Annotated in this window: 23 protein-coding genes; 14 read left to right on the forward strand and 9 right to left on the reverse strand. The window is 64.6% G+C overall.

All coding sequences use genetic code 11. The features are described from left to right. Window positions 1-513: 513 nt before the first annotated feature. The 7 genes from FN976_RS07910 to FN976_RS07935 all read left to right on the forward strand — a co-directional run bounded on the left by FN976_RS07910 (window position 514) and on the right by FN976_RS07935 (window position 9094). Window positions 514-1032 (forward strand): hypothetical protein, encoded by a 519-nt coding sequence (locus FN976_RS07910; protein ID WP_145892465.1) that lies wholly within the window; start codon window positions 514-516, stop codon window positions 1030-1032. After that, window positions 1029-1553, forward strand: a complete 525-nt coding sequence (locus FN976_RS07915; protein WP_145892466.1) for a hypothetical protein — start codon at window positions 1029-1031, stop codon at window positions 1551-1553. Before FN976_RS07910 ends, FN976_RS07915 begins: the two co-directional genes overlap by 4 nt. Window positions 1554-1646: 93 nt before the next feature. After that, entirely contained in the window at window positions 1647-2144 is a 498-nt protein-coding gene (locus FN976_RS07920; protein WP_145892467.1) for a hypothetical protein, read from the forward strand. Window positions 2145-2181: 37 nt separating this feature from the next. Beyond that, window positions 2182-3303 (forward strand): phage major capsid protein, encoded by a 1122-nt coding sequence (locus FN976_RS07925; protein ID WP_145892468.1) that lies wholly within the window; start codon window positions 2182-2184, stop codon window positions 3301-3303. A 230-nt stretch (window positions 3304-3533) separates the two neighbouring features. Further along, window positions 3534-8180, forward strand: a complete 4647-nt coding sequence (locus FN976_RS07930; RefSeq protein ID WP_145892469.1) for a hypothetical protein — start codon at window positions 3534-3536, stop codon at window positions 8178-8180. A gap of 280 nt (window positions 8181-8460) precedes the next feature. Then, window positions 8461-8808, forward strand: coding sequence for an excisionase family protein (gene xisR, locus FN976_RS29835; RefSeq protein WP_489885404.1), 348 nt, complete (start codon window positions 8461-8463; stop codon window positions 8806-8808). An 88-nt stretch (window positions 8809-8896) separates the two neighbouring features. Further along, window positions 8897-9094, forward strand: a complete 198-nt coding sequence (locus FN976_RS07935) for a DUF3606 domain-containing protein (RefSeq protein ID WP_255440228.1) — start codon at window positions 8897-8899, stop codon at window positions 9092-9094. A gap of 5 nt (window positions 9095-9099) precedes the next feature. Here the strand turns inward: FN976_RS07935 and FN976_RS07940 are convergent, their stop codons facing one another. Continuing rightward, window positions 9100-9366 carry a hypothetical protein gene (locus FN976_RS07940; RefSeq protein ID WP_145892470.1) on the reverse strand — a complete coding sequence of 89 codons (267 nt, stop codon included), beginning with the start codon at window positions 9364-9366 and terminating at the stop codon, window positions 9100-9102. A gap of 124 nt (window positions 9367-9490) precedes the next feature. On the opposite strand from FN976_RS07940, the gene FN976_RS07945 reads away from it, so the two are divergent. The 3 genes from FN976_RS07945 to FN976_RS07955 all read left to right on the forward strand — a co-directional run bounded on the left by FN976_RS07945 (window position 9491) and on the right by FN976_RS07955 (window position 10557). Continuing rightward, entirely contained in the window at window positions 9491-9847 is a 357-nt protein-coding gene (locus tag FN976_RS07945; RefSeq protein WP_145892471.1) for a hypothetical protein, read from the forward strand. A 102-nt stretch (window positions 9848-9949) separates the two neighbouring features. Beyond that, window positions 9950-10201, forward strand: a complete 252-nt coding sequence (locus tag FN976_RS29760; RefSeq protein ID WP_145892472.1) for a DNA-binding protein — start codon at window positions 9950-9952, stop codon at window positions 10199-10201. Between the two features lie 134 nt (window positions 10202-10335). After that, a complete protein-coding gene (locus FN976_RS07955; protein ID WP_145892473.1) occupies window positions 10336-10557 on the forward strand; it encodes a hypothetical protein in 222 nt (73 codons plus the stop codon). Between the two features lie 534 nt (window positions 10558-11091). Here FN976_RS07955 and FN976_RS07965 read toward each other — a convergent pair. Further along, window positions 11092-12090 carry a hypothetical protein gene (locus FN976_RS07965; RefSeq protein WP_145892475.1) on the reverse strand — a complete coding sequence of 333 codons (999 nt, stop codon included), beginning with the start codon at window positions 12088-12090 and terminating at the stop codon, window positions 11092-11094. A 257-nt stretch (window positions 12091-12347) separates the two neighbouring features. On the opposite strand from FN976_RS07965, the gene FN976_RS07970 reads away from it, so the two are divergent. Genes FN976_RS07970 through FN976_RS07985 form a run of 4 tightly spaced genes read left to right on the forward strand, consistent with a single transcriptional unit; the run spans window position 12348 to window position 15072 of the window. After that, the gene (locus FN976_RS07970; RefSeq protein WP_145892476.1) at window positions 12348-12689 is read left to right on the forward strand and encodes a PilZ domain-containing protein; all 342 of its coding nucleotides are present in this window, start codon (window positions 12348-12350) and stop codon (window positions 12687-12689) included. A gap of 59 nt (window positions 12690-12748) precedes the next feature. After that, window positions 12749-13480: a leucyl/phenylalanyl-tRNA--protein transferase gene (aat, locus tag FN976_RS07975; RefSeq protein WP_145892477.1), complete on the forward strand. Its 732-nt coding sequence runs from the start codon at window positions 12749-12751 to the stop codon at window positions 13478-13480. A gap of 13 nt (window positions 13481-13493) precedes the next feature. Then, window positions 13494-14240 carry an arginyltransferase gene (locus tag FN976_RS07980; protein WP_145892478.1) on the forward strand — a complete coding sequence of 249 codons (747 nt, stop codon included), beginning with the start codon at window positions 13494-13496 and terminating at the stop codon, window positions 14238-14240. A 34-nt stretch (window positions 14241-14274) separates the two neighbouring features. Beyond that, window positions 14275-15072, forward strand: coding sequence for an IclR family transcriptional regulator (locus FN976_RS07985; protein ID WP_145892479.1), 798 nt, complete (start codon window positions 14275-14277; stop codon window positions 15070-15072). A gap of 61 nt (window positions 15073-15133) precedes the next feature. Here the strand turns inward: FN976_RS07985 and FN976_RS07990 are convergent, their stop codons facing one another. The 7 genes from FN976_RS07990 to FN976_RS08020 all read right to left on the reverse strand — a co-directional run bounded on the left by FN976_RS07990 (window position 15134) and on the right by FN976_RS08020 (window position 24006). Continuing rightward, window positions 15134-16237 (reverse strand): serine hydrolase, encoded by a 1104-nt coding sequence (locus tag FN976_RS07990; protein ID WP_145892480.1) that lies wholly within the window; start codon window positions 16235-16237, stop codon window positions 15134-15136. 80 nt (window positions 16238-16317) lie between these two features. Continuing rightward, window positions 16318-17856 carry a 2-isopropylmalate synthase gene (locus FN976_RS07995; RefSeq protein WP_145892481.1) on the reverse strand — a complete coding sequence of 513 codons (1539 nt, stop codon included), beginning with the start codon at window positions 17854-17856 and terminating at the stop codon, window positions 16318-16320. Then, complete coding sequence (gene leuA / locus FN976_RS08000; protein ID WP_145892482.1) at window positions 17841-19538, reverse strand: 2-isopropylmalate synthase; 1698 nt, start codon at window positions 19536-19538, stop codon at window positions 17841-17843. Before leuA ends, FN976_RS07995 begins: the two co-directional genes overlap by 16 nt. Window positions 19539-19718: 180 nt before the next feature. Further along, a complete protein-coding gene (pssA, locus tag FN976_RS08005) occupies window positions 19719-20525 on the reverse strand; it encodes a CDP-diacylglycerol--serine O-phosphatidyltransferase (RefSeq protein WP_145892483.1) in 807 nt (268 codons plus the stop codon). A 64-nt stretch (window positions 20526-20589) separates the two neighbouring features. Continuing rightward, window positions 20590-21606, reverse strand: a complete 1017-nt coding sequence (ilvC, locus tag FN976_RS08010; RefSeq protein ID WP_145892484.1) for a ketol-acid reductoisomerase — start codon at window positions 21604-21606, stop codon at window positions 20590-20592. Window positions 21607-21649: 43 nt separating this feature from the next. Continuing rightward, on the reverse strand, window positions 21650-22141 hold the full coding sequence (gene ilvN / locus FN976_RS08015; protein WP_145892485.1) for an acetolactate synthase small subunit: 492 nt from the start codon (window positions 22139-22141) through the stop codon (window positions 21650-21652). 89 nt (window positions 22142-22230) lie between these two features. Further along, entirely contained in the window at window positions 22231-24006 is a 1776-nt protein-coding gene (locus FN976_RS08020) for an acetolactate synthase 3 catalytic subunit (RefSeq protein ID WP_145892486.1), read from the reverse strand. Between the last annotated feature and the right edge of the window lie 241 nt (window positions 24007-24247).

Here is a 24247-nt window from a genome sequence, read left to right on the forward strand (position 1 = left end):
CAGCTGTGGAGTTGCATGACCGCTTGCTCCGCGCACTAGTGCCGGAGCTAGCGAAGGCTTCATTGGAGAAGCGCAGCACGGCTGCGAGCGAACTCTCAAGGCTGGCTGGCGTCCTGGAAGCCATCCACGACGCGAGAGGCTGCAAGAGGTGGACATGCGCGGAGCTCCTGGCCAACGATGACCAAACGGTACAAGGCCAGCGGTTACGACTCGTACTAGGCGAACTAGGTGGACCTGACGGCGCAGGCGGCGTGGGCCGGTACTTGCGGCGGTGGGCCGGTGTGCCGGCTTCTGGTCACCTCCTGCAGTCTCACGGTCAAGCTGGCAAGGTGCGGCGATGGTCCGTTGGCCGCTTCGTTGAAGCTCAATGAGAGCTCACCACGTCGTCACGTACGAGCAGCCTGGGTCCTTCCCAGCGGCCCCCGATGCGGGTAATTCGAACCGCCCTCTGGCGCTGTTGCGTGGGCTCCCTAAGGGGGTTGTGTGGTAGGCATAGTGGACCTATCCAGGGGCATGACGCAGGCGGAGTTCGGCGTGCTCGTGGGTGTTTCTCAGCAGGCGGTGTCTGAGTTCGTCAAGGCCGCTGCGCTTGGTCCCAGCGCGGCGGCCGGCGACATGCTTGTCGCCTACTGCGAGCGCCTGCGTGAGATGGCCGCCGGTCGGTTGGGTGAGTCCGGCGGCCTTGACCTGGTGCAAGAGCGCGCCGCGCTCGCGCGCAGCCAGCGCATCGGCCAGGACCAGAAGAACGCGGTGGCGTCTGGCGAGTTCGCGCCGGTCGGCCTGCTGGCCGACGTGCTCGGGATGGCTGGGGGCTCTGTGGTTGAGCGCTTCGAGCAACTCGAAGCGGCGCTGCGAAAGGCCTGCCCGGACTTGCCTGACGAGGCGAAGATCACCATTGCGACTGTGATCGCCGCGGCGCGCAACGAGTGGATTCGAACAACCGCAAAGCTGGTGACCACTCGGCTCGATGCGCTGCTCGCAGATGCCGGGGACGATCCCTTAGAGGACGATTCTGAGGAGGATGCGGATTGAGCGCGCGAGCCGACGATGCACTGATCGCGCGCGATGGCGTCCTGCGCCGGCTGGAAGCCGGCAGGGCCACTGCAAGGGACATTGCTGAGATTGGTCGCTGGTCGGCAGCGGGTCGGGCGCGCGCTGTGCCCTCACTGGATGCCTCGGCAATTTTCTGCAGAGCTGTCGGCGCCGGGCGGCGCTTCGAGCGTGATTGTTGGATCGTTCGAGCGCTCGCGCAGTCCGGCCGGGATGCGGCCTACCTGAAGGACTGCGGCGGCCTCGAAGAGGATTGGCGCGAGTTCATCGAACGCTGTCGCTATGCGAGGCTGCGGGAGGCCGGGCTGCACGACATCAAAAGCGCCTTCGATGAAGCTCTTTACCGTGCAACTGAGCTGAATGCGGGTGAGGCGCTGCAGGAGAGGCAGATTGCCAAAGGTGCGCGGGCGGCATTGGATTCCACACATGGTGGTCTCGCCCTCGCGAGTTGGGCTGGGGCAAGCGGGCCGGCGGGTCCGCTTCCGTGGCCGTTGCGGAATTAAATCTGGAAGAAAAATTCCGTGCTTTTTTGTTCCGGCGCTCGCTTCTAACCTGGGCTCATGTCACTCAAGCAACTCATCAAAGGAGCCGCGAGCATGTTCAATTTCGACCAGGCCAAGAAGACGCGCATCGACATCGAGGCGAAGATCGTGTCGCTTACCACGGACCTTCAGGCCTGCCGCGCGGAGCGTCAGGCGATTTTCGGAGGCCCCGCTGCCAGGGCGGACGTGAAGGCAATGCTGAGCAAATGGATCGACGCCAAGGCCGCCGCGTTCCCAGGTGCCCTGCGCGGGCGACTCGCGTCCTTCATCCAGACTCCCTCGACCCTGCTGAATGAGCGTCTGGTCCGCCAGGAAATCGCCTTGCCGGATGTCGACACCGTACTCTGTGCCGCGCTCGGCGACCAGTTGAAAGTTGCGCTTGCCAAGGCTGTGGACGAAATCGTCGAATGGCCTGTGGGTCCGCCGGGACTGCCTCTTGCGCAGCGCGGCGCAGCCGTCGACAAAGTCGACGAAAAGATTGCCGCCCTAGATGCGGAGCGAAACGACCTCATCGAGCGTGCGCGGGACGCTGGCTTGATGCTGGATGTCTGAGAAGCCGTCGCTCTCAAACCTGAAAACCACTCGACCTATGACGAAACTCTCCACTGTTCGCGACGAGAAGCAGACGCGCTTCGCTGGCATGTCCGAAGCGATTCTGCATCGGATGGCCCCGGAAGCTGAGCTCACCGACAACGGCCGGCAGTATCGCGGCTTCACGCTGCTGGAGCTCGGACGCGAGTTCCTCGACATGCACGGCGTCAACACGCGTGGCCTCGATCGCATGTCGCTGGCTGCCAGCGTGATGCAGTTTCGCTCCGGCGCTGGGGGCATGCAGACCGTGAGCGACTTCGCCTCTCTGCTGGCGAACGTCGCCAACAAGCGCATGCGCGGTGCCTACGGTGAGAACCCGGGCAGCTACCGCCAATGGGCCCGCAAGGCCCCCAACGCGCCCGACTTCAAGAGCATGACTGTGGTGCAGATTTCCGGCGCACCGGACCTGCTGCAGGTCAACGAGCACGGCGAGTTCACCTACGGCCAGATGCAGGACGGCAAAGAGGTCTACAGCCTGCTCACCTACGGGCGCATCGTCTCGCTGAGCCGCCAGGCCATGGTGAACGACGACCTGCGCGGCTTCGACCGCATGGTCACCGCCTTCGGCTTCTCAGCCGCGCGGCTCGAAAACCGCACGGTGTACAGCCAGCTCACGGCCAACGCCGCGATGGGCGACGGCACCGCGCTGTTTCACGCTGACCACGCAAACCTGCTGACTGGCTCGGCCCTGGCCGTCGGCGCCCTGAGCGCCATGCGCGCGGCGATGCGCAAGCAAAAGGGCCTGCAAAACGAGGAGCTCAACCTCGCGCCGGCTTACCTGATCGTGCCGGCGGCGCTGGAGCAGACCGCCTACCAGCTCACCAGCTCCAACTACGTGCCGGCCACGAAGGCGGAAGTCAACGAGTTCCGTACCGGTGGCCGCACCGCGGTCGAACCGGTTGTCGAGCCGATCCTCGACGCGAACAGCGCGACGACCTGGTACGCCGCCGCCAGCTCCACGCAGGTGGATACGGTGGAGTACTGCTACCTCGACGGCAACGAGGGCCCGGTCATCGAGTCGGAGATGAGCTTCAAGGTGGATGGCATGTCGATGAAGTGCCGTCACGACTTCGCGGCGAAGGCCATCGATCACCGCGGCCTCAGCAAGGCGACCGCGTGAGCGGGGATCGGCATGCGCTTCGCAAAAAAATGCGATGCGCGATGGATGGGGGGCGAGAAGTCGGCCATAGCTCTCCCGTCGTGTCGAGTTGACCATGGTCGTCATCCTTGTGCAACGTCCCGGAAGTCGTTCTCCAGTGGGAAGTTGCACACAGGGGCGCTAGGACGGCCTTTAGCTTGCAGACAGGCGCCCCAACCACAACGGCATTCTCGACCAAATGAAAGCGCTCCATGATCGGAACGGCTGACGCAAAGATTGTCCTCTCTGGGGAGGATCGGACCGGCGCAATGTGGGCGTCCGCCAAGCGAAACATTGCCGGGGCGCAGCAGCAGGTTGCAGGCCTGCAGGAGTCCGTCACTGCTGCCGGTGCGCGATTCGGCACTCTAGGCGTTGCCATTGCCGCGGCGTTCACCGGACAAAGCCTCAAGGGCGCTATCGACACCGCCGACCAGCTCGACGACCTGGCGGAGAAAAGCGGAATTGCGGTCAAGGAACTGAGTGCGCTGCGCTACGCGGGCGAGGTCGTCGGTACGCCACTGGGCGCGATCGCGACGGGCGTGAAGAAGCTGGCCGTCAACATGTCGGAGGCGGCCGGCGGCGCGAAAGAGCAGTCGGCTGTCTTCAAGGCTCTGAACATCAACATCCGCGAGCTGGATGGTTCGCTCAAGGGCAGCGACAAGGTGCTGACCGAGCTGGCCGACAAGTTCGCCGGCTTCCGAGCCGGACCCGAGAAGGCGGCGCTCGCCATCAAAATCTTCGGCAAGGCCGGCGAGGACCTGATTCCTTTGCTCAACCAGGGTAGTGCTGGATTGCGCAAACTCCGCACAGAGGCCGAGACGCTGGGGCTGGTTATAGGTGAAGACGTGGCGAAGGCGTCCGCCAGGTTCAATGACAACCTGAAGCGCCTGGACCTGATTTCTGAGGGCGCCAAGCTTTCCATTGTCAACAACCTGCTTGGCCCGCTGAACAAGCTGGCTGAGACATTCATCAGCAGCCGCAAAGAGGGCGACAACTTCGTCGTCATGCTGGGGCGGTTGGTCAATGAGGCTAATCGGCTCGGTATCAGCGGCAACCCGGCTGGGATTCTGGCCTCGCAGGTCGGCAAGTTCGCCGGCGTCGGGGAGTCCAACGCGTTCACTCGCGAGCGGGAGAACATCGCGCGGCTCGAGAAGCAGCTCGCGAAGTTGGTTGGCGCCGGCTCCGGCGGGCGCAAGGCGGCCTCTTTCGACGAGCTGGCGGCGCAGGAGCTTGCGCAAGTGCGTCGGACGAAGGTGGAGCGCGAGCTGGCTGACGCGCGCAGGCGGATCGACACGGTTTTTCTCAATGGCGCCGCCCGCGGTATGGCCGACGATCCGCGATTGCTTGGGGAGATACCCAGGGAAAGCGCGCCCATCGTCGACACTGATTCGCCAAGGAAGGCGGCTTCCGCCTACGAGTCTCTCAACGCGCAAATTCAGAAGCGGCTGGACCTGCTCAAAGCCGAGGCCGCGGCTGGTGGAAAGTTGACAGAGGTGCAGCGATATGAATTCGAGGCGCTCGCGGGCCTCACGGAAAAGCGCAAGGACCTGACGGCGGAGCAATACGATGCGTTGAAGGGAATGGTCACGCTGACGGCTCTGGAGATGCAGGCTGCGAAAGACCGCGAAATCCGTGCTGAGGCGGAACTCCAGAACGCCAAGATCATTGCGGATCGGTGGGAGGAAGAGAACGCAGGCATCAGAGCCTTCGGAATTCAGCTGGAAAGGGCTGACCAGCAGCGGTTGCAAGGCTTGCATGAGCGCGTGCGCGGGCTGGAGGCAGAGCAGCAGGCGGCTGAGGTCGCAGCCCGAGAGAATGTTTCACTCGCCGAGGCTGTCGAGATGGTCGCCGTCGCTCGCGCCAAGGATCGGTTGGAGCGCGAGAATCCTGGCAACGATGCTGCGAGGCAGTTGCAGAACGAGATCGAGCAGCGCGAGAAGCTGCTGCAGCTTCTGAAGACGGACCGCATCCGTCAAAGCTACGTCGAGACGCTCACCTCAATCGATGAAACGGCGCGCCGCGTCTGGACCGACGTGAGCCAGAGCGGCGTGGATGCTTTCAAGCGCATTGGCGACACGCTCAAGGCGTCGGTCTTCGACCTTCTGTACTCCATGGTCGTTCGCCCATGGGTTATTGACATCGCTGCGAATGTGATCGGTTCTCCCGCTTCGGCGGTGTCCCAGGTGCTGGGCGCGCGGGGCGGTGCTGGCATGGGCCTGGCCTCGCTCTTCGGCGGGGGCGGTGGCGGCAATCCCTTCGGTGGCGTACCGCTCTTGCCTGGCTTCGGCGGGATTGGCGGTGGAGGCGTCTTCGGTGCGGGGCTCAACGCTGGCTTCGGCTCCATCTTTGGTGAAGCCGGCCTGATGGGCGGCCTGGACGCCGGCATCACGGCGCTCGGCGCCGGCAATATAGCCGGTGGCCTGGGGACGCTGGCAGGCGCTCTCGGTCCCATCGCCGCCGGCATCGCCATCATCGCGACCATCGCCGAGAAGACCAAAGGCGAGACTCGCTCCGGCGGCCAATACGAATTTGACCGGCTCGTCTCCGGCCCCTCCGGTGGCGAGCTGGGCACCGCCGGCCAGCAAGCGGGCATCACCGCCGAGGCGATCAACGCCACGCTGGCCGCGCTGGGCAGCTCCGCCATCCTCGCCCGCTTCGTGACGGGCCTGGAGTCGTCGGAGCGCGGCAAGGGCTTCGCCTACGCTGGCGGCCAGTTGAGCGGTGGTGCGGTCTTCGGCCAGGGCTGGGGGCCGGGCTTTGCCGAGGGCTCGGGGTACAACAATCGCCGCGGCGACATGACTCCCGAGGAGGCGACCGCTGCCTATCAGGAGGAGCTGAAGCAAGCCACCCTGCAGGCGATCCAGGCCGCCACCGACATCCCCGAGTCCGTCGCCAAGCTGCTGCGCGACGTGGACATCGATGCGCTCGCTGGCTCGCAGGTCGACGCGCTGCTCGCGCAGGTCAACGCAATGGTGGTCTCGGTCGAGAAATTCCGCATGGCGACCCAGCTCATGCCCTTCGACCATCTGCGCGACATGAGCTTCGACCTGGCCGCGGCGCTGGGCGATGCGGCCGGCGGCATGGACCTGTTGCTGTCGAACCTGCAGACGTACTACACGAACTATTTCAGCGCCGAAGAGCAGCGTCTCCAGACGGCGCGGAACATCCAGCGGGTGCTGGCTGACGCGGGTGCGTCCTTCAGCGTCGAGGAAATCCTCGCCGGCACGAAGTCGCAATTCCGCCAGGTGGTCGAGGCCTTCGAGGGGCGCACCGACGAAGCCGGCGTGCGCATCTACACGGCGCTGCTCAGCGTCAATGAAGCCTTCGCCCGGCTGGTCGACACCGTTCCAGGTGCTGCGGATGCCATCCGTGATGCACAGGAAGCCTTCGAGTCGGCCTCGGCGATCAAGAGCAACTTCGGCTCGTTCGTGCGCAACTTCTACAGTGGCGAGGAGCAACGGCGCGCGGCGGCGACGGACATTCAAGGCGTGCTGTCGGCGGCCGGCGCCAACTTCACGGTCGACCAGATCCTCAACGCGACGAAAGAGCAGTTCCGCCAGGTTACCGAAGCCTTCGCCGGCCGCACCGACGACCCCGGCAAGCGGCTCTATGCGGCGCTCCTCAGTGTCAACGAGCAGTTCGCGCTGCTGGCGGACTCTGCCCCCAACGCCGCGGACGCCGTGCAGCAGGCGGCCGATGCCGCGCGCGAACGCACGCAGGGTGCACTCGACGTGCTGGAGCGCGCCGTCAGTGTTGAGCGGGCCGTGGCCGAGGCGGCGCGCCAGGCGGCGGCCGAGCGCGTCAGCGACCTGCGAGGCCTCTTCGAGCTGCTCAAGGATAGCAGCATCTCGCTCTTCGACACGGTCGAGGCGGCCAGCCGTTCGCGTGCCGGCGCCGGCCGCAGCTTCATCGATCAGGCGCTCGGCACGGCCCGCAGCACGGGCTACCTGCCCGAGTCGGACGCGCTGCAAGAGGCCATCGATGCGGCCATCAACGGCCTGGAAGGCAAGCGGTACAGCTCGCGCGCCGAGCGCGACTTCGACCGGCTGTCGCTGGCGAACCAGCTTCGGGCGCTGGAAGACATCGCGGGCCCGCAGTTGAGCGCGGCGGAGCTGCAGCTCAAGGCGTCGGAAGAGCAGGTGCGGCAGCTCGACGAAACGCTCGAATACTGGCGGCGCCAGGTGGAGTTGTCCACGGTCATCAGTGCTGGCATCAGCTCGGTGGCGGATGCGGTGCGCGCCCTGGGCGTGCTCTTGGGTGTCTCGCCCGGGTCGGGCTCGGGGTCGGGCGGCGGCGGTGCCGTGTTCGGGCCTGTCGGCAGCGGCAGCGTGGATTTCGGTCCGTTTCCTTCCAGCGGTGGTGCCGTCTTCGGCCCGGTCTCCTCCGGCCAGGCGCCAATCAAGGTTGGCTCCGCGACCATGGCCTCGATGCTCAACTCGCTGGATTGGGCGCCTGAGAACGCGACGGCTTCCACCGCGAAGGTGGCGCAGTGGATGGGCACGTTCGGTTGGACGCCCACCGATCTGGCGACGGTGTTCCCTCTCAGTGCGGCCGAAATTGCGGACCACCTGAAGCGCTATGGCTACTCCGTGCCGGGGTATGCCGGCGGCGGCTCGCACGGCGGTGGCTTGCGCCTGGTGGGCGAGCGTGGCCCGGAGCTGGAGTACACGCCGCCTTCGTACATCTTCAATGCGCAGGACACGTTCGCGATGATGCGTGGCGGTGGTGGTAATCGGGACATCTGCTCGCAACTCGAAAAGCTGGATCGGCGACTCAACGAAGTCGTGACGAATACGGCCGAGGCGAGTGACCGGTTGCGCGATTTCACACGGCGCCCATTGCGCACGAGGGCCATGTAGTGAACGGAAGTTCTGAAATCACAGGCCTCTTGGACGACTTGTTCGCCCAGTCTGCTGCAATGTTGGCAGTGATGCAGGCGCTAATCATCACTCACCCGGACGCGCGCCGATTTGCTGAGGTCTACATGGAACAAATGGATCACGTTGGAGATTCGCTTCGAGGAAGCCCTCGCGCGGAGTTGTTCATGCGGTGGGCGCAGGGCTTCCAAGCGCTGGCCTTGGCTGCGGCTCAAAAATAAAGAGTGAGTTGTTAATGGGGTTCGGCTGTTATGGTTGGCCCATGACCCCGCCCAAGGACCCTGATGAAGCCACCAGGGGCAACTATCGCTGGATACGCCTGCGCAAACATTGTGAGGTCACGGGCGACACACCGGATGCAATCCACGCGAGGCGCCGAAAGGGCTTGTGGCGTGACGGCGTGCATTGCATTGTTGGGCCCGATGGCAACTTGTACATCAATCCCGAAAAGTGGAATATGTGGGTCGAGACAGGCGCACCTGCCGCGCGGATGCTCGGCCCTCCACTATCACAACCGATATCAGCGGCTGCTTGCCAGCCGACGGTAGAGGGAGGGAAGCGAGGCAGTGGGTGTACCGGGGCGGTGCCGCCGGAGCGGTTCAGGCGCTGAGGCAGCGTCCGACGAACGATGCCAACCCTATCCTGCAGAGTCGACCTTCCAGTCGCTCCAGGCTTCGGCCATCACACAGGAGACCATCATGGCAACCATGAACACCAAGCCAGCGAAGAAATCCGCCCGTGGCCGCGCCCAGGACCGCGCGAAGGTCGCTGGCGGCCAGAAGCACGAAGTCGCCTACGAGGCCAAGAAGACCGGCGCCTCGGCCTCCGAAGTGAAGCGCGCCGTGAAAACCGTTGGCAACTCGCGCAAGAAGGTCGAGCGCGCACTCGACAAGTAGCCGCCCTAACCCGGCCCGCCCTTGAACGGCTTGAAATCGGCCTCATGGGCGAGGTGTTGCAGGACGCTCTCCGCCCCCGCGCCGGAGCGTCGACCGGGAATCATCAGCGCGCGCTTGGCTTCGTCTGCGACTTCAACAGTGGCCTTCCACAATTCCCATAGGTTGGGGTCATGACCTGGCGCGCCAGGCAGCTTGTCGGCCACGAGTATCCAAGCCTTCCGCTCCGATTCGAGAGCTTGGGCATGCCGCTCGGCGGGGTTCATCAGCTCCATTCGCCAATTCTGCAATGTCTGGCGGAATTTGTGTTGGGCCGGATTGAAGGTCCGATTTCCAGCACACCCCGCGAGCTGGCAGCGTAAATGTCTAGCCTCCCGGAGGCTACTGGATACTTGTCCAGTGGGTGATCCGAGCATCCTCCCGGCCGCTGCCGAGCCAACTACGCGGCCGCCGAAGCTGCGCGTGCTGTGGACCGTCTATCGACTCCGGGCCATGGGCGAAAAGCTGCCGGCCGAGCACGTGCACCTGGCCGGCACCGGCACGCTGGAATTCTGGGCGGGCGCCGACGGCGCGATCCACGCGCGCCTGATGGACCCCAGCGGTTACCCGACGCTCGACGCGCTGGACAGAGTGCGCCTGCGGCCCTGCAAGGGCGGGCTGCTGCTGCACGGGACCACCCTGTCCGCCAAGAAGGGCGACGTCCGCGAGCTGCCGCAGGCCTGGTGGTGCGTGGTCCAGAGTGCGGCGCCTGCTTAGCCCTGCCGCTCAGTCAATTTGGGGCGGCGTTCCGGTACCTATTCGGCTACGATTCGCCGGAAAAGCGGTACAAGGGTAGCGAAGGTGAGACGTCAGCAGCGTATGCATTATGAAGAGGTTTCAGCCGCTGCGGAGGCGCTGGAACGTGAAGGGCAGAGTGTTTCGGTCCGCGCTCTGCGCGCTCGCATCGGCGGCTCACCCAACGACATCACCCCGCTGCTTGCGACCTGGCGCTCTAAGGGCGGGGGCCGGCAGTCGGCTGGGCGTCGACGCCCGAAGAAGCAATCCATGCAAAGGAGCGTCTGGAGCCTCGGCGCCGCCGCATCCGCGCGGACGCAATCGAAGCCTGTTTAGCGGAACGGCACACGGAACCAGACCCCATCGCAAGACTGGCTCGCGCTGAAGAGTGCTTGGCCCAGGGCCTCGCGGCCCTTCGGGTCCTAATCTCTCCGTTGCATCACGGGACTGAACACGCACATAATCCGCACATGTCCGACCTCAACAAGACGGATGATCCTTTCGATGAATGGAAAGCGGCTCACGAGGCCCTTTTGAGACAAGAGCGTCTTGTGGCCGATGCTTGGATGCTGGTACGCCGTGAGCAGGCACCGGAGCCGCAGGCGATGCAAGATGAGCTCATGCAAATGCGAATCCGAGTCGATCAGCTTTTCAACAAGGCGATGATCTACCTTGGGTCACCACGAACATAGCGTCGTTTATGGATTCTCAGGGTGAAGTCGATAAGCCAGACGGCGACAACAAAGCCCTGGCCGCTGAACTGCGCAGAGTTCAAAACAAGCTTGTCACTTTGAGCGGCAGGATCACCTTCATCGGCAAACGCGGAGGAGACACCCGAGCACACCGGGCCGAGGCGCAGCTTCTGCGCGCTCGCATGGAGGAACTTGTACGCCAGCTGGAAGCGTGACGAGAATGGCGCCCTCCTAGAGGCTCGAAGAGTAAAACCACACAGAGAATTCGCGACCTGCATCATCGCGCTTGCCGCTCCCGCCCGGCACCATTCAAGGCATGAACACACACGACTGGCACACCGAAATCAAGGCGCTCCGTGCCGGCGGTTACCGCTCCCGAAACCGCGCGCAGCTACAGGCGGCTCGTGATCCGCGCTTGCACGCGTTGCGGGAGGAATACCGGGCCTCTCTCGGGCGCACAGCACCTGGGTCGACCATGTCAGCCGCCCACGCCACGCCAGGCGGCCTTGTGCAGGCTAGGCTGGCCGCATCTGCTTAGGTCTTGCCTGAAGGTCGGATGACCTCCAGAAGGCGCGAGCCTGGGTCACCGACCGAGTCAGCCCCGTCCAAATAGCCGCTGGGTGAGATTGCGAAGATCGACCTCGTCGTTTCCAACAGAACGGCGTCTCGGGTAGCTTCGCTACTGCCAGCGTTTACGAACGCCTGGAACGTCTTCAAGGCGTTGGCGCGATGGTGATTCACCGCTGCCTGGTGCTTGGTCGCCTTGTAGATTCGGCCACACCAGAACGTGGCCGATAGGAGTACTACAAGGGCGACCACTTTGGAGCTGACGAAGTGCACAACGTAGGAGCTGCTAGCGGCCGGGTCCATGGGTAGCACCGCAAAGACTATAGCGACCAAGAGCGTAATTCCAGCGAACCATGCCGTCGCTTTCAGCCAAGTGTCTGCAAGGCCATCCAAGCGGGTTGCTTCGCCTGAGAAGTCGCTTGTGAAATGACCCACCCCGACCGCTGCGGATGCTTCACGCGCTGCCTGCACGATTGTGTCGACCTCGCCTGCCTTTGCGACCGTGTCAACGCGAGCCTTGTCAAGAATGGCGCGGGCATTTTCAACGGCCTGACTCAAGTCGTTAATATTCTTTTGAATGTCGCCTTTCTGGTAAGCCAAGAAGGGAATCCAGCCTTGCACCACAACAAGCAGCGCCGTCCCTGCCTCACGGACCCGCTCTGAAAAGGCCGCTCGTTCGCCATTGGGGTTCGCGCTCTTGGCCAAGTCAAAAGCTGCGATGGAATTCATTGCGTCCCTGACTCTGGTGAGCCGATCGATGATTTCATTCATCACTGGCTCCGGAATCAGCTCTATCGGAAGCTGCTGAAGATGGCCCGCCAGGCTTTGGATGAGATCCAACGGTGCCTCGGCATCCCTAAAGTTGATGCTGCCCCAGGCTGGATTTTCGGTCAATGAGCCCGTAGTCATCGCTCTGATCGCTTGCAATAGTCCGCGCACCTTTTCAAGTTGCTCTTTCGCTGCCATATGACCGGCCCTCCGTTTCCGTGGGCTTTAGTGTATTCTTGTGTCATGTGGAGTCTGGCTCGGGCCTGTTAATCCGTAGGTCCCTGGTTCGAGCCCAGGTCGAGGAGCCAGATCACGAGAAGGGGTCACGCGGCATGCGTGACCCCTTTTTCTTTTCCTGGGGTGCAGTCCGACGCGAGCGCGCGGCAGCGTACGACAACCCTCCGATGCCTCAGCGATAACAGTGTCTCCTGCCCTCATCTCCAAGGAGCAGCACGATGCCTTCCGCCCAAGCGAGCCCCCGGATTCCGATCTGGCTGCCCATCAACCGGCGCGAAGCCGGCCGCGTGGCCGCCGAAATGCCGTTGCGCGTCGATGGCCACCCGATGACCACGCTGGACATCAGCGCGAGCGGCATCGCCTTCGAAAGCGACAAGGCCTATGCGCTCGGTGAACGCGTTTCGGTGGTCGTGGAGTACATGCTCGACGGCGCCAATTTCCCCCTGCGCTGCGAGGCCGAGGTGATGCGCGTCGAACCCAACGGAACCGGGTATTCCGTCGGTGCCCGCCTGATCCTGGAACCTGGGCAGGATGGCCGCGTCCTGCGGCCCGAGACCTGACCCCCCCGGCCGCCGGGCCTTCCCGCGACAATGCAAGGGCGAATCTTCCCCTTGCCTCCATGCACCTGCCCTGGCTGAACCCCGGCGACCCCTTTCCCGACCCCGAGCTCGCCTGGGACGCCGCGCAGCCGGCGCCCGGCCTGCTGGCCGCCGGCGCGGCACTGGACACCGACACCCTGCGGCGGGCCTACGCGCGCGGCATCTTCCCCTGGTTCAGCGAGGGCCAGCCGATCTTGTGGTGGAGCACCGATCCACGCATGGTGCTGTTCCCCCCGGAGTTCAAGCTGCACCGCTCGCTGCGCAAGACCTTGTCGCACTGGCTGGACGCCGGGCGCCTCGAAGTGCGGATCGACACGGCCTTCGAATCGGTGATCCGCGCCTGTGCCGGCAGCCGGCGGCTCGGGCAGTCCGGAACCTGGATCGTGCCCGCCATGGTCGAGGCCTACCAGGCGTTGCACCGCGCAGGCCATGCGCACAGCGTGGAGGCTTGGATCGACGGCGAACTGGCGGGCGGCCTGTACTGCGTCGGCCTCGGGCGTGCGGTCTTCGGCGAGTCGATGTTCACGCGCGTGCCGGACGCTTCGAAGGCGGCACTGGCGGGGCTGGTTGCATTGGCGCGCAGCCAGGACGTCCGGCTCATCGACTGCCAGCAGAACACGCGCCACCTTGCCTCGCTCGGCGCCCGCGAGATTCCGCGTGCGGAATTTGTGCAACATGTCGCCGCAGAAGTAGCGCGCCGTCCTATCGAGTGGCGATTCGAGCCCGTATACTGGAACGAAGTCCTGCCGTAACAATCTACCGCGCGTGACGCACCTCAAGGATTTACCGCTCCAGACGCTGCAGTTCTATGCAACTGCGCCCTATCCCTGCAGCTATCTCCCCGGCAGGCAAGCGCGTTCGCAGGTGGCGACCCCCAGCCACCTGATTCACAACGACGCCTATTCCGACCTGGTGACCGGTGGCTTTCGCCGCAGCGGCATGTTCACCTACCGGCCCTACTGCGACGGCTGCCGCGCCTGCGTGCCGCTGCGCGTCAAGGCCGACGAGTTCGTTCCCAGCCGCAGCCAGCGGCGTGCCTGGAGCCGCCATGGCAACCTGCAGGCGCGCGTGCTGAAGCTCTGCTTCGTGCCGGAGCACTACCACCTCTACCTGCGCTACCAGACGGGCCGGCACGCGGGCGGCGGCATGGACCACGATAGCATCGACCAGTACACGCAGTTCCTGCTCCAGAGCCGGGTCAACTCGCGGCTCGTGGAGTTCCGGGAGAAGCTGGACGACGGGAGCCCCGGCGCGTTGCGCATGGTGTCCATCCTCGATGTGCTGAACGACGGAATCTCGGCGGTCTATACGTTCTACGAGCCCGAAGCCGCGGCGAGCTACGGCACGTTCAGCGTGCTGTGGCAGATCGACCAGGCACGCCGGCTCAAGCTGCCCCACGTCTACCTTGGCTACTGGATCAACGAGAGTTCGAAGATGAGCTACAAGGCCAAGTTCAGCCCGCATGAAGTGCTGGTCGACGGCCAGTGGGCACCATCGCCAGCGGCCTTCTGATTTCACAAGATAAAATAGGGCGAAGCGAACGCCCATGAGAAAAACCGACCCCAACGCCGTCGCCACCCCCACCATCCAGGTGATCGAGCGCATGTTCGCGCTGATCGACGTGCTCGCCTCGCGCGAGGAAGCCGTGACGCTCAAGGAGATCAGTGAGCGCACCGGCCTGCATCCCTCCACGACGCACCGCATCCTGAATGACCTGGCCACGGGCCGCTTTGTCGACCGGCCCGAAGCCGGCAACTACCGGCTGGGCATGCGCCTGCTCGAACTGGGCAACCTGGTCAAAGCGCGGCTGAACGTCCGCGATGCCGCCCTGACGCCCATGCGCGAGCTGCACAAGCAGATCCAGCAACCGGTGAACCTGAGCGTGCGCCAGGGCGACGAGATCGTCTATGTGGAGCGCGCCTACAGCGAACGCTCGGGCATGCAGGTGGTGCGCGCCATCGGCGGCCGGGCGCCATTGCACCTGACCTCCACCGGCAAGCTGTTCCTGGCCGTGGACGACGCGCAGCGCATCCGCGCCTACGCGACACGCACCGGCCTGGCGGGGCACACCAAGAACAGCATCACGCAATTGCCCATCCTGGAGCGCGAGCTGGCGAAGGCCCGCCAGTACGGCATTGCCCGCGACAACGAGGAACTGGAACTCGGCGTGCGCTGCATGGCCGCCGGCATCCACGACGACCAGGGCAAGCTGGTGGCGGGCTTGTCGATCTCGGCCCCAGCCGACCGCCTGGACGAGGCCTGGCTGGCGAAGCTGCAGGCGACCGCCAACGAGATCTCGGCGGCATTGGGGCACAAGTCCAGTGGGCAGCGGCTGGCAGCCTGAAGGACGCTGGTCCAATGAAAAAAGCGGCCCGCGGGCCGCTTTTGCATTTTGAAAGCTGGTGTCAACCGTTGACCTGGCGGATCACCGTGTTGCTGCCGCCCGCGGCAGGCAGCTGCAGCTGCGCGGGCAGCGGATGGGTCTCGACCCAGCGGCGCACACGTTCGGCATCGCCGATGCGGCTCAGCTTGCCGGCGGAATCCAGGAACACCATGATCAGTTTGCGCCCCGCCACCTTGGCCTGCATGACCAGGCACTGGCCGGCCTCGGAGATGTAGCCGGTCTTCTGCAGGCCGATGTCCCACTCCGGATTCTTCACCAGGCGATTGGTGTTGTTGTACTTCAGCGTCTTGTTGCCGACCTCGACCGCGTGGCCGTGCGAGGTGGAGTACTCGCGCAACATGGGGTCCGTGGCGGCGGTGCTCACCAGGCGCACCAGATCCTGTGCGCTGGACTGGTTGCGGCTCGACAGGCCCGTCGGCTCGACGTACTTCGTGTCACGCATGCCGAGCAGCTGGGCGCGCGTGTTCATCGCGTCCACGAAGGCGCTCATGCCGCCCGGATAGGTGCGGCCCAGCGCATGCGCGGCGCGGTTTTCGCTGGACATCAGCGACAGGTGCATCAGTTCGCCGCGCGTCAGCGTGGTGCCGACCTTCAGGCGCGAGCTGCTGCCCTTCTCGGTGTCGACGTCGTCCTGCGTGATGGTGATGGCTTCGTCCATCGGCAGGCGCGCCTCGCTGACGATCAGGCCGGTCATCAGCTTGGTCAGCGATGCGATCGGCAGGACCGCGGCGTCGTTCTTGCGCAGCAGCACCTGGTGCGTGTCCTGGTCGATCACCAGGGCCACGCTCGACTTGAGGTCGAGGTCATCGGGGGTGGTGTGCAGGCCGGCGAGCTGCCCGAACGAAGGGCGCGGCGGGGCGGCGGGAGCGAGGCGCACCACCGAGCGGCGCTGCACTTTGCCGGCAATGAAGGTCTTGCTCACGCGCGCCGGCTTCGACGCGCTGGCGGCTTCCTTCTTGGGGCTGCGGGCTTCGGCTTGCAGCGGGGCCAACGCGATCAGGAGAGCGCCCAATGCAACGGTCTGTACGAATCTGTTCAAAACTCGGTCACTCCAAACGACGTCATCTGGTGGTTCCAGGTTGAACGCTTGAGCTGGCGGTCTCATGGACGAGCCAGCAAAAGTTACATCCAATCAAGCACTTAGGAAGGTAACCTAAGCTGTTGCGTCAATTATAAGTAGTTACCCTAGCCTTGAGCTGCCACCCGATCAGCTTTACTTTGTAACTTGTTCAGGGCGCTGAGATAAGCCTTCGCGGATGCGACCACGATGTCCGGGTCCGCGCCGACGCCGTTGACGACGCGCCCGGAGTTCTGCAAACGCACCGTGACTTCGCCCTGGCTCTCTGTGGAACCGCTGATCGCGTTGACCGAATAGAGCACCATTTCGGCGCCGCTTTGGACGTGGCTCTCGATGGCCTTGAGCGACGCATCGACCGGCCCGTTGCCATCGGATTCGCCACGCACTTCCCTGCCTTCGGCCGAGAAAACGACCACCGCGTGCGGCCGTTCGCCGGTCTCGCTGTGTTGCCGGAGCGAGACAAGCCGGTAGGTTTCCTGCTCGTGGGTCACCGATTCGTCGCTCACCAGCGCCAGGATGTCCTCGTCGAAGATCTCGCTCTTGCGGTCGGCCAGCTCCTTGAACTTGGCGAACGCCGCGTTGGCCTCCTGCTCGCTTTCCAGCTGCACCCCGAGCTCCTGCAAGCGGGCCTTGAACGCATTGCGGCCCGACAGCTTGCCCAGCACGATCTTGTTGGCGCTCCAGCCGACGTCCTCGGCCCGCATGATCTCGTACGTGTCGCGCGCCTTCAGCACGCCATCCTGGTGGATGCCGCTCGCGTGCGCGAAGGCGTTCGCGCCCACCACCGCCTTGTTCGGCTGCACGACGAAGCCGGTGGTCTGGCTGACCATGCGGCTGGCCGCGACGATGTGCTTGGTGTCGATGTTGAGTTCCAGGCCGAAGTAGTCCTTGCGGGTCTTCACGGCCATGACGATCTCTTCCAGCGAACAGTTGCCGGCGCGCTCGCCCAGCCCGTTGATCGTGCACTCCACCTGGCGCGCGCCCCCGATCTTCACGCCCGCCAGCGAATTGGCAACGGCCATGCCGAGGTCGTTGTGGCAGTGCACCGACCAGATCGCCTTGTCGCTGTTGGGCACGCGCTCGCGCAGCGTGCGGATGAACTCGCCGTACAGCTCGGGCACCGCATAGCCCACGGTATCGGGCACATTGATGGTGGTCGCGCCTTCGGCGATGACGGCTTCCAGCACCCGGCAGAGGAAGTCGACGTCGCTGCGGTAGCCGTCCTCGGGCGAGAACTCGATGTCCCCGCACAGGTTGCGCGCGAAGCGCACCGACTGCTTCGCCTGTTCGAACACCTGGTCGGGCGTCATGCGCAGCTTCTTCTCCATGTGCAGAGGCGAAGTGGCGATGAAGGTATGGATGCGCGCGCGCGCAGCGCCCTTCAGGGCGTCGGCGGCGCGCGAGATGTCACGGTCGTTGGCACGCGACAGGCCGCACACCGTCGAGTCCTTGATCGCGTTCGCGATGGCCTGCACGGCCTCGAAGTCGCCGTTCGAGCTGGCCGGGAAGCCTGCTTCGATGACGTCCACCTTGAGGCGTTCGAGCTGCCGCGCGATGCGCATCTTCTCGTCCTTGGTCATGGACGCACCCGGCGACTGCTCGCCGTCGCGCAGGGTGGTGTCGAAAATGATCAGCTGGTCTGCCATGATTTTTCCTCACGAGAGTTGGCCGAGCGCGCGCGCTGCAAGCCGGAAACGATCGCCTTCAGCGATGCCGAAACGATGTTCGCATCCATGCCGACGCCGAACAACGTGCGCTCGCCGACCCGCAATTCGAGATACGCCACGGCGCGCGCATCGGCGCCGGACGCGATGGCGTGCTCATGGTAGTCGAGCACGCGGATGGCTTCGCCGGTGGCGTGGCCAAGCCCTTCGACGAAGGCATCGATGGGGCCGTTGCCGGCACCGGTGAACGAGAGCACCTCCGCGCCCAGGCGGACCTCCGCCGCCAGGCTCAGCATCTCTCCGGCCGCGCCACCCGCCGAATCGATCACCTGGTACTGGGGCGCCGCCGCATCGGCCAGACCGTATTCGCGCTCGAACAGCTTCCACAGGTCGGCGGCGTTCAGTTCCTTGCCGTCGGAGTCCATCACGCCCTGCACCACCTGGCTGAACTCGATCTGCAGGCGGCGCGGCAGTTCGACCCCGTATTCGGCTTCCAGCAGGTACGAGATGCCGCCCTTGCCCGACTGGCTGTTGACGCGGATCACCGCCTCGTAGCTGCGGCCCAGGTCCTTGGGGTCCAGCGGCAGGTAGGGCATGTCCCAGATGTCGGTCTCTTTGCGCGCCGAGAAAGCCTTCTTGATCGCGTCCTGGTGCGATCCCGAAAACGACGTGTAGACGAGGTCGCCCACGTACGGATGGCGCGGATGCACCGGCAGCTGATTGCAATGCTCCACGGTGCGGCGGATCTCGTCAATGTCGGAGAAGTCCAGGCCGGGGTCCACGCCCTGGCTGTAGAGGTTGAGGGCGACGTTCACGAGATCGAGGTTGCCAGTGCGCTCGCCGTTGCCGAACAGGCAGCCTTCAAGCCGGTCGGCGCCGGCCATCACGGCGAACTCGCCGGCCGCCGTGCCGGTGCCGCGGTCGTTGTGCGGATGCACCGAAAGCACGATGGCGTCGCGGCGCGCCAGGTGGCGGTGCATCCACTCGATCATGTCCGCGAAGATGTTCGGCGTGGAATGCTCCACCGTCGAAGGCAGGTTGACGATGCACTTGCGCGCCGGCGTGGGCTGCCACACCTCGGTGACCGCGTCGACGACGCGCTTCGCGAAAGGCAGCTCGGTGCCGGAGAACATCTCGGGGGAGTACTGGAAGACCCAGTCGGTTTCCGGTTGCTGCGCGGCCAGCTCCTGGAACAGGCGCGCCTGGCTGGTCGCCAGCTGCACGATGCCGTCCTCGTCCAGCCCCAGCACCACCTTGCGCATCACCGGCGCGGTCGCGTTGTAAAGGTGGACGATGGCCCGGCGCGCTCCCTTCAGCGCTTCGAAGGTCTTGCGGATCAACTCTTCGCGCGCCTGGGTCAGCACCTGGATGGTGACATCGCGCGGGATCAGGTCTTCGTCGATCAGCTTGCGGACGAAGTCGAACTCCACCTGAGAGGCCGACGGGAAACCGACCTCGATCTCCTTGAAGCCGATCGCCACCAGCGTCTCGAACATCCGCAGCTTGCGCGGGATGTCCATGGGCTCGATCAGCGCCTGGTTGCCATCGCGCAGGTCGACACTGCACCAGACCGGCGGACGGGTCACCACGGCATCGGGCCAGGTGCGGTCCTTCAGGCCCACCGGGGCGAACTGGCGGTACTTGCTGGCGGGGTTCTTCAACATCGGCATGGCTTCTCTCTCGTCTGGAAGGTGGACCAGCAGCCCCAAAAGAAAACGGCCCGCTGCTGGTGCATACGGGCCGTCGATCGGGAAATGCGCGCGCGCTCTACCGTCTCCGCCCGTGAGGGGATAGCAGTAGGGCCAGGGCAATTCGCGTCATGAACTTCGAATGTATCACAGACTTCAGCGATGCAGGCCGCGCTCGTCTGGCTCGTCGGTCGACGTGCTGATGACGCTGGTCTGCTGGCCCTTGAGCTTACGCCAGCCATACACCGCGTAACCCGAGAGGCCGTAAATGACGAACAGCGCGAACAGGACGATCGGCGGGTGGATGTTGATGATGGCGATGCCCAGCGCGATCAGCACGATCACGACGAAGGGCACGCTCTTCTTCATCTGCACGTCCTTGAAGCTGTAGAACGGCACGTTGGTCACCATCGTCAGGCCGGCGTACAGCGCGACGGCGAACATCACCCAGGGCACGTCGTAGGGCTTCACGCCCAGGTCCGTCATCAGGCCGATGAAGCCGGCCATCAGCGCCGCCGCGGCGGGCGAAGGCAGGCCCTGGAAGTAGCGCTTGTCGACGACGGCCGTGTTCACGTTGAAACGCGCGAGGCGCAAGGCCGCGCACGCGCAGTAGACGAAGGCCGCGATCCAGCCCCACCGGCCCAGGCCCTTCAACGACCATTCATAAGCGATCAACGCGGGCGCCGCGCCGAAGGACACCATGTCCGACAGGGAATCCATCTGCTCGCCAAAGGCGCTCTGGGTGTTGGTCATGCGCGCGACCCGGCCATCCAGGCTGTCGAGGACCATGGCGACGAAGACGCCGGCTGCCGCGAGATCGAAGCGGCCATTCATCGCCATCACGACCGCATAGAAACCGCCGAACAGCGCCGCCAGCGTGAACAGGTTCGGGAGGATGTAGATGCCCTTGCGGCGCTTGCGCACCACGATGCCTTCTTGTGGCGTGGGCTGGGAGTCGTGCATGGGTGGAGTGTAAAGGCCAAAGAAAAAGCGGCCGGTGGGCCGCTTTTCTGCCAGAGCTGCCGGCTCAGTTCCTCGTCTGGTCGACGAGCTTGTTCTTCTTGATCCAAGGCATCATCGCGCGCAGCGTCTCGCCCACGGTCTCGATCTGGTGCTCGGCCATCAGGCGGCGGCGCGACAGCAGCGTCGGAGCGCCGGCGCGGTTTTCCAGGATGAAGTTCTTGGCGTACTCGCCGGACTGGATGTCCTTCAGCACCTGCTTCATGACCTTCTTGGTCTCATCCGTCACGATGCGCGGGCCCGTGACGTACTCGCCATACTCGGCGTTGTTCGAGATCGAGTAGTTCATGTTCGCGATGCCGCCTTCGTAGATCATGTCCACGATCAGCTTCAGCTCGTGCAGGCACTCGAAGTACGCCATCTCCGGCGCGTAGCCGGCTTCCACCAGGGTCTCGAAGCCGGCCTTGATGAGTTCCACGGTGCCGCCGCACAGCACGGCCTGCTCGCCGAACAGGTCGGTCTCGGTCTCTTCGCGGAAGTTGGTCTCGATGATGCCGGCCTTGCCGCCGCCGTTGGCCATGGCATAGGACAGCGCCAGGTCGCGGGCTTTGCCGCTCTTGTCCTGGCTGACGGCCACGAGGTGGGGCACGCCACCGCCTTGCGCGTAGGTGCCGCGCACGGTGTGGCCCGGCGCCTTGGGCGCGACCATCCAGACGTCGAGGTCGGCGCGCGGCGTCACGAAGCCGTAGTGCACGTTGAAGCCGTGCGCGAACACGAGGGACGCGCCCTGCTTGATGTTCGGCTCGACGTCGTTCTTGTACACGTTGGCGATCTGCTCGTCGGGCAGCAGGATCATCACGACGTCGGCGGACTTCACGGCATCGGCGACTTCAGCCACCTTCAGGCCGGCCTTCTCGACCTTGGGCCAGGAAGCGCCGCCCTTGCGCAGGCCGACCACGACCTTCACGCCGCTGTCGTTCAGGTTCTGCGCGTGCGCATGGCCCTGCGAGCCATAGCCGATGATCGCGACCGTCTTGCCCTTGATCAGGCTCAGGTCACAGTCCTTGTCGTAATACACCTTCATGAGTCTCTCCTAGAAATTCGCTTGAGTTGAAATGGGGCGCGGCCTAGACGCGCAGGATTCTTTCGCCGCGGCCGATGCCCGAAGCACCGGTGCGCACCGTCTCGAGGATGGCGCTGCGGTCGATGGCCACCAGGAAAGCGTCGTTCTTGCCCTGGTCGCCGGTGAGCTCGATGGTGTAGCTCTTCTCGGTCACGTCGATGATGCGGCCGCGGAAGATGTCCGCCATGCGCTTCATCTCCTCGCGCTCCTTGCCGACCGCGCGCACCTTGACCATCATGAGCTCGCGCTCCGTATACGCGCCTTCGCTCAGGTCGACCACCTTCACGACCTCGATCAGCCGGTTCAGGTGCTTGGTGATCTGCTCGATCACGTCGTCCGAGCCGGTGGTCTGGATCGTCATGCGCGACAGCGACGGGTCTTCCGTCGGTGCCACCGTGAGCGATTCGATGTTGTAGCCGCGGGCCGAGAACAGGCCCACCACGCGGGAGAGAGCGCCGGGCTCGTTCTCCAGCAGCACTGCGATGATGTGTTTCATGTTTTCCTCCGGCTCCTCATTTCGGGCGCCCTCCCCGCCCGGCGGTAACCGGGCGGCTCGGCGGCCAATAGATTCGCCGCGTTACGGGTTTAAAGGTCCTCGGAGCCCAGGAGCATCTCGGTGATGCCCTGGCCCGCTTTCACCATCGGCCAGACGTTTTCCGTCGGGTCGGTGCGGAAGTCCATGAAGACGGTGCGGTCCTTCAGCTTGCGCGCTTCGCGCAGCGCCGGCTCCACGTCCTGCGGCTTCTCGATCAGCATGCCGACGTGCCCATAGGCCTCGGCCAGCTTCACGAAATTGGGCAGAGCGTCCATGTAGCTGTGGCTGTAGCGGCCCTCGTAGTCGAGTTCCTGCCACTGGCGCACCATGCCCAGGTAGCGGTTGTTCAGCGAGACGATCTTGATCGGCGTGTTGTACTGCAGGCAGGTGGAAAGCTCCTGGATGCACATCTGCACCGAGCCTTCGCCGGTGATGCAATACACCTCGCTGTCCGGCTTGGCCAGCTTGATGCCCATGGCGTAGGGAATGCCCACGCCCATGGTGCCGAGGCCGCCGGAGTTGATCCAGCGGCGCGGCTCCTTGAACTTGTAGAACTGCGCGGCCCACATCTGGTGCTGGCCGACGTCGGACGTGACGTAGGTGTCGGCGTCCTTGGTCATGTTCCACAGCGTCTCGATCACGTGCTGCGGCTTGATCACTTCCTTGTTGCCGCGGTCGTACTTCAGGCAGTCGCGCTTGCGCCAGCCGGCGATGGTTTCCCACCAGGCGCCGAGCGCACCGGCGTCGGGTTTGGCGCCCATTTCGCGCACGGTCGCGATCAGGTCCGCCAGCACATCCTTCACGTCTCCGACGATCGGGATGTCGACCTTCACCCGCTTGGAGATGCTGGAAGGATCGATGTCGATGTGGATGATCTTGCGGTCGCTGGAGGCGAAGTGCTTCGGGTTGCCGATCACGCGGTCGTCGAAGCGCGCGCCCACCGCCAGCAGCACGTCGCAGTTCTGCATCGCGTTGTTGGCTTCGATGGTGCCGTGCATGCCCAGCATGCCAAGGAACTGCGGGTCGCTGCCCGGCATCGCGCCCAGGCCCATGAGGGTATTCGTGACCGGAAAGCCCAGCAGGCTGGCCAGCGTGCGCAGTTCTTCCGTCGCGTTGCCGAGGATGACGCCCCCACCGGTGTAGATGTAGGGCCGCTTGGCCGCCATCAGCAGCTGCACCGCCTTGCGCACCTGCCCGCCGTGGCCCTTGCGCACGGGGTTGTACGAGCGCATCTCCACCTTCTCGGGGTAGCCCGTGTAGGCCGTCTTGTTGAAGGAGACGTCCTTGGGGATGTCCACCACCACGGGCCCGGGCCGGCCGCTGCGGGCGATGTGGAAGGCCTTCTTCATGACCAGCGCGACGTCACGCACGTCCTTCACCAGGAAGTTGTGCTTCACGATGGGCCGCGTGATGCCGACGGTGTCGCATTCCTGGAAGGCATCGAGGCCGATCGCGGCCGTCGGGACCTGCCCGGTGATGATCACCATCGGGATCGAATCCATGTACGCGGTGGCGATGCCGGTGACCGCGTTGGTGACGCCAGGGCCGGAGGTGACCAGCGCGACGCCGACGTCACCGGTGGCGCGGGCGTAGCCATCGGCCGCATGAACGGCTGCCTGTTCATGGCGCACCAGCACGTGCTGGATGGTGTCCTGCTTGTAGAAAGCGTCGTAGATGTGCAACACCGCGCCGCCGGGATAGCCCCAGACGTACTTCACCGACTCGGCCTGGAGGGCCTTGACGAGGATTTCAGCGCCGCGGAGTTCGAGGGAGTTGCTGCCGGACGTGGCGGCAGCGGCGGAGATTTCCGCCTTGGAGATTTCCATTTCGATCAACCTTTCGGGTTTCCACAGAAGAACCTTGGGGTGCCCCTTCACACGCTCTTGTGAAGCAGTGTCGGGACTTAGAACCTCGGGCCATGGGCGGGCTGATTGCGCCGCCGGATCCGGGCTCGTTTGCCTTTTGACTTGCAGCGGCATTATCGCACTGCAACAGAGACTTGCAAAAAGCGGTGGTGGCGGGGTGCCATAATTTCCGGTTAATCAGAGACTGCGCCCCGCATTCCTG

This window comes from Caenimonas sedimenti, assembly GCF_007833165.1.
In the GTDB taxonomy this organism is placed as follows: Bacteria; Pseudomonadota; Gammaproteobacteria; order Burkholderiales; family Burkholderiaceae_C; genus Ramlibacter; species Ramlibacter sedimenti.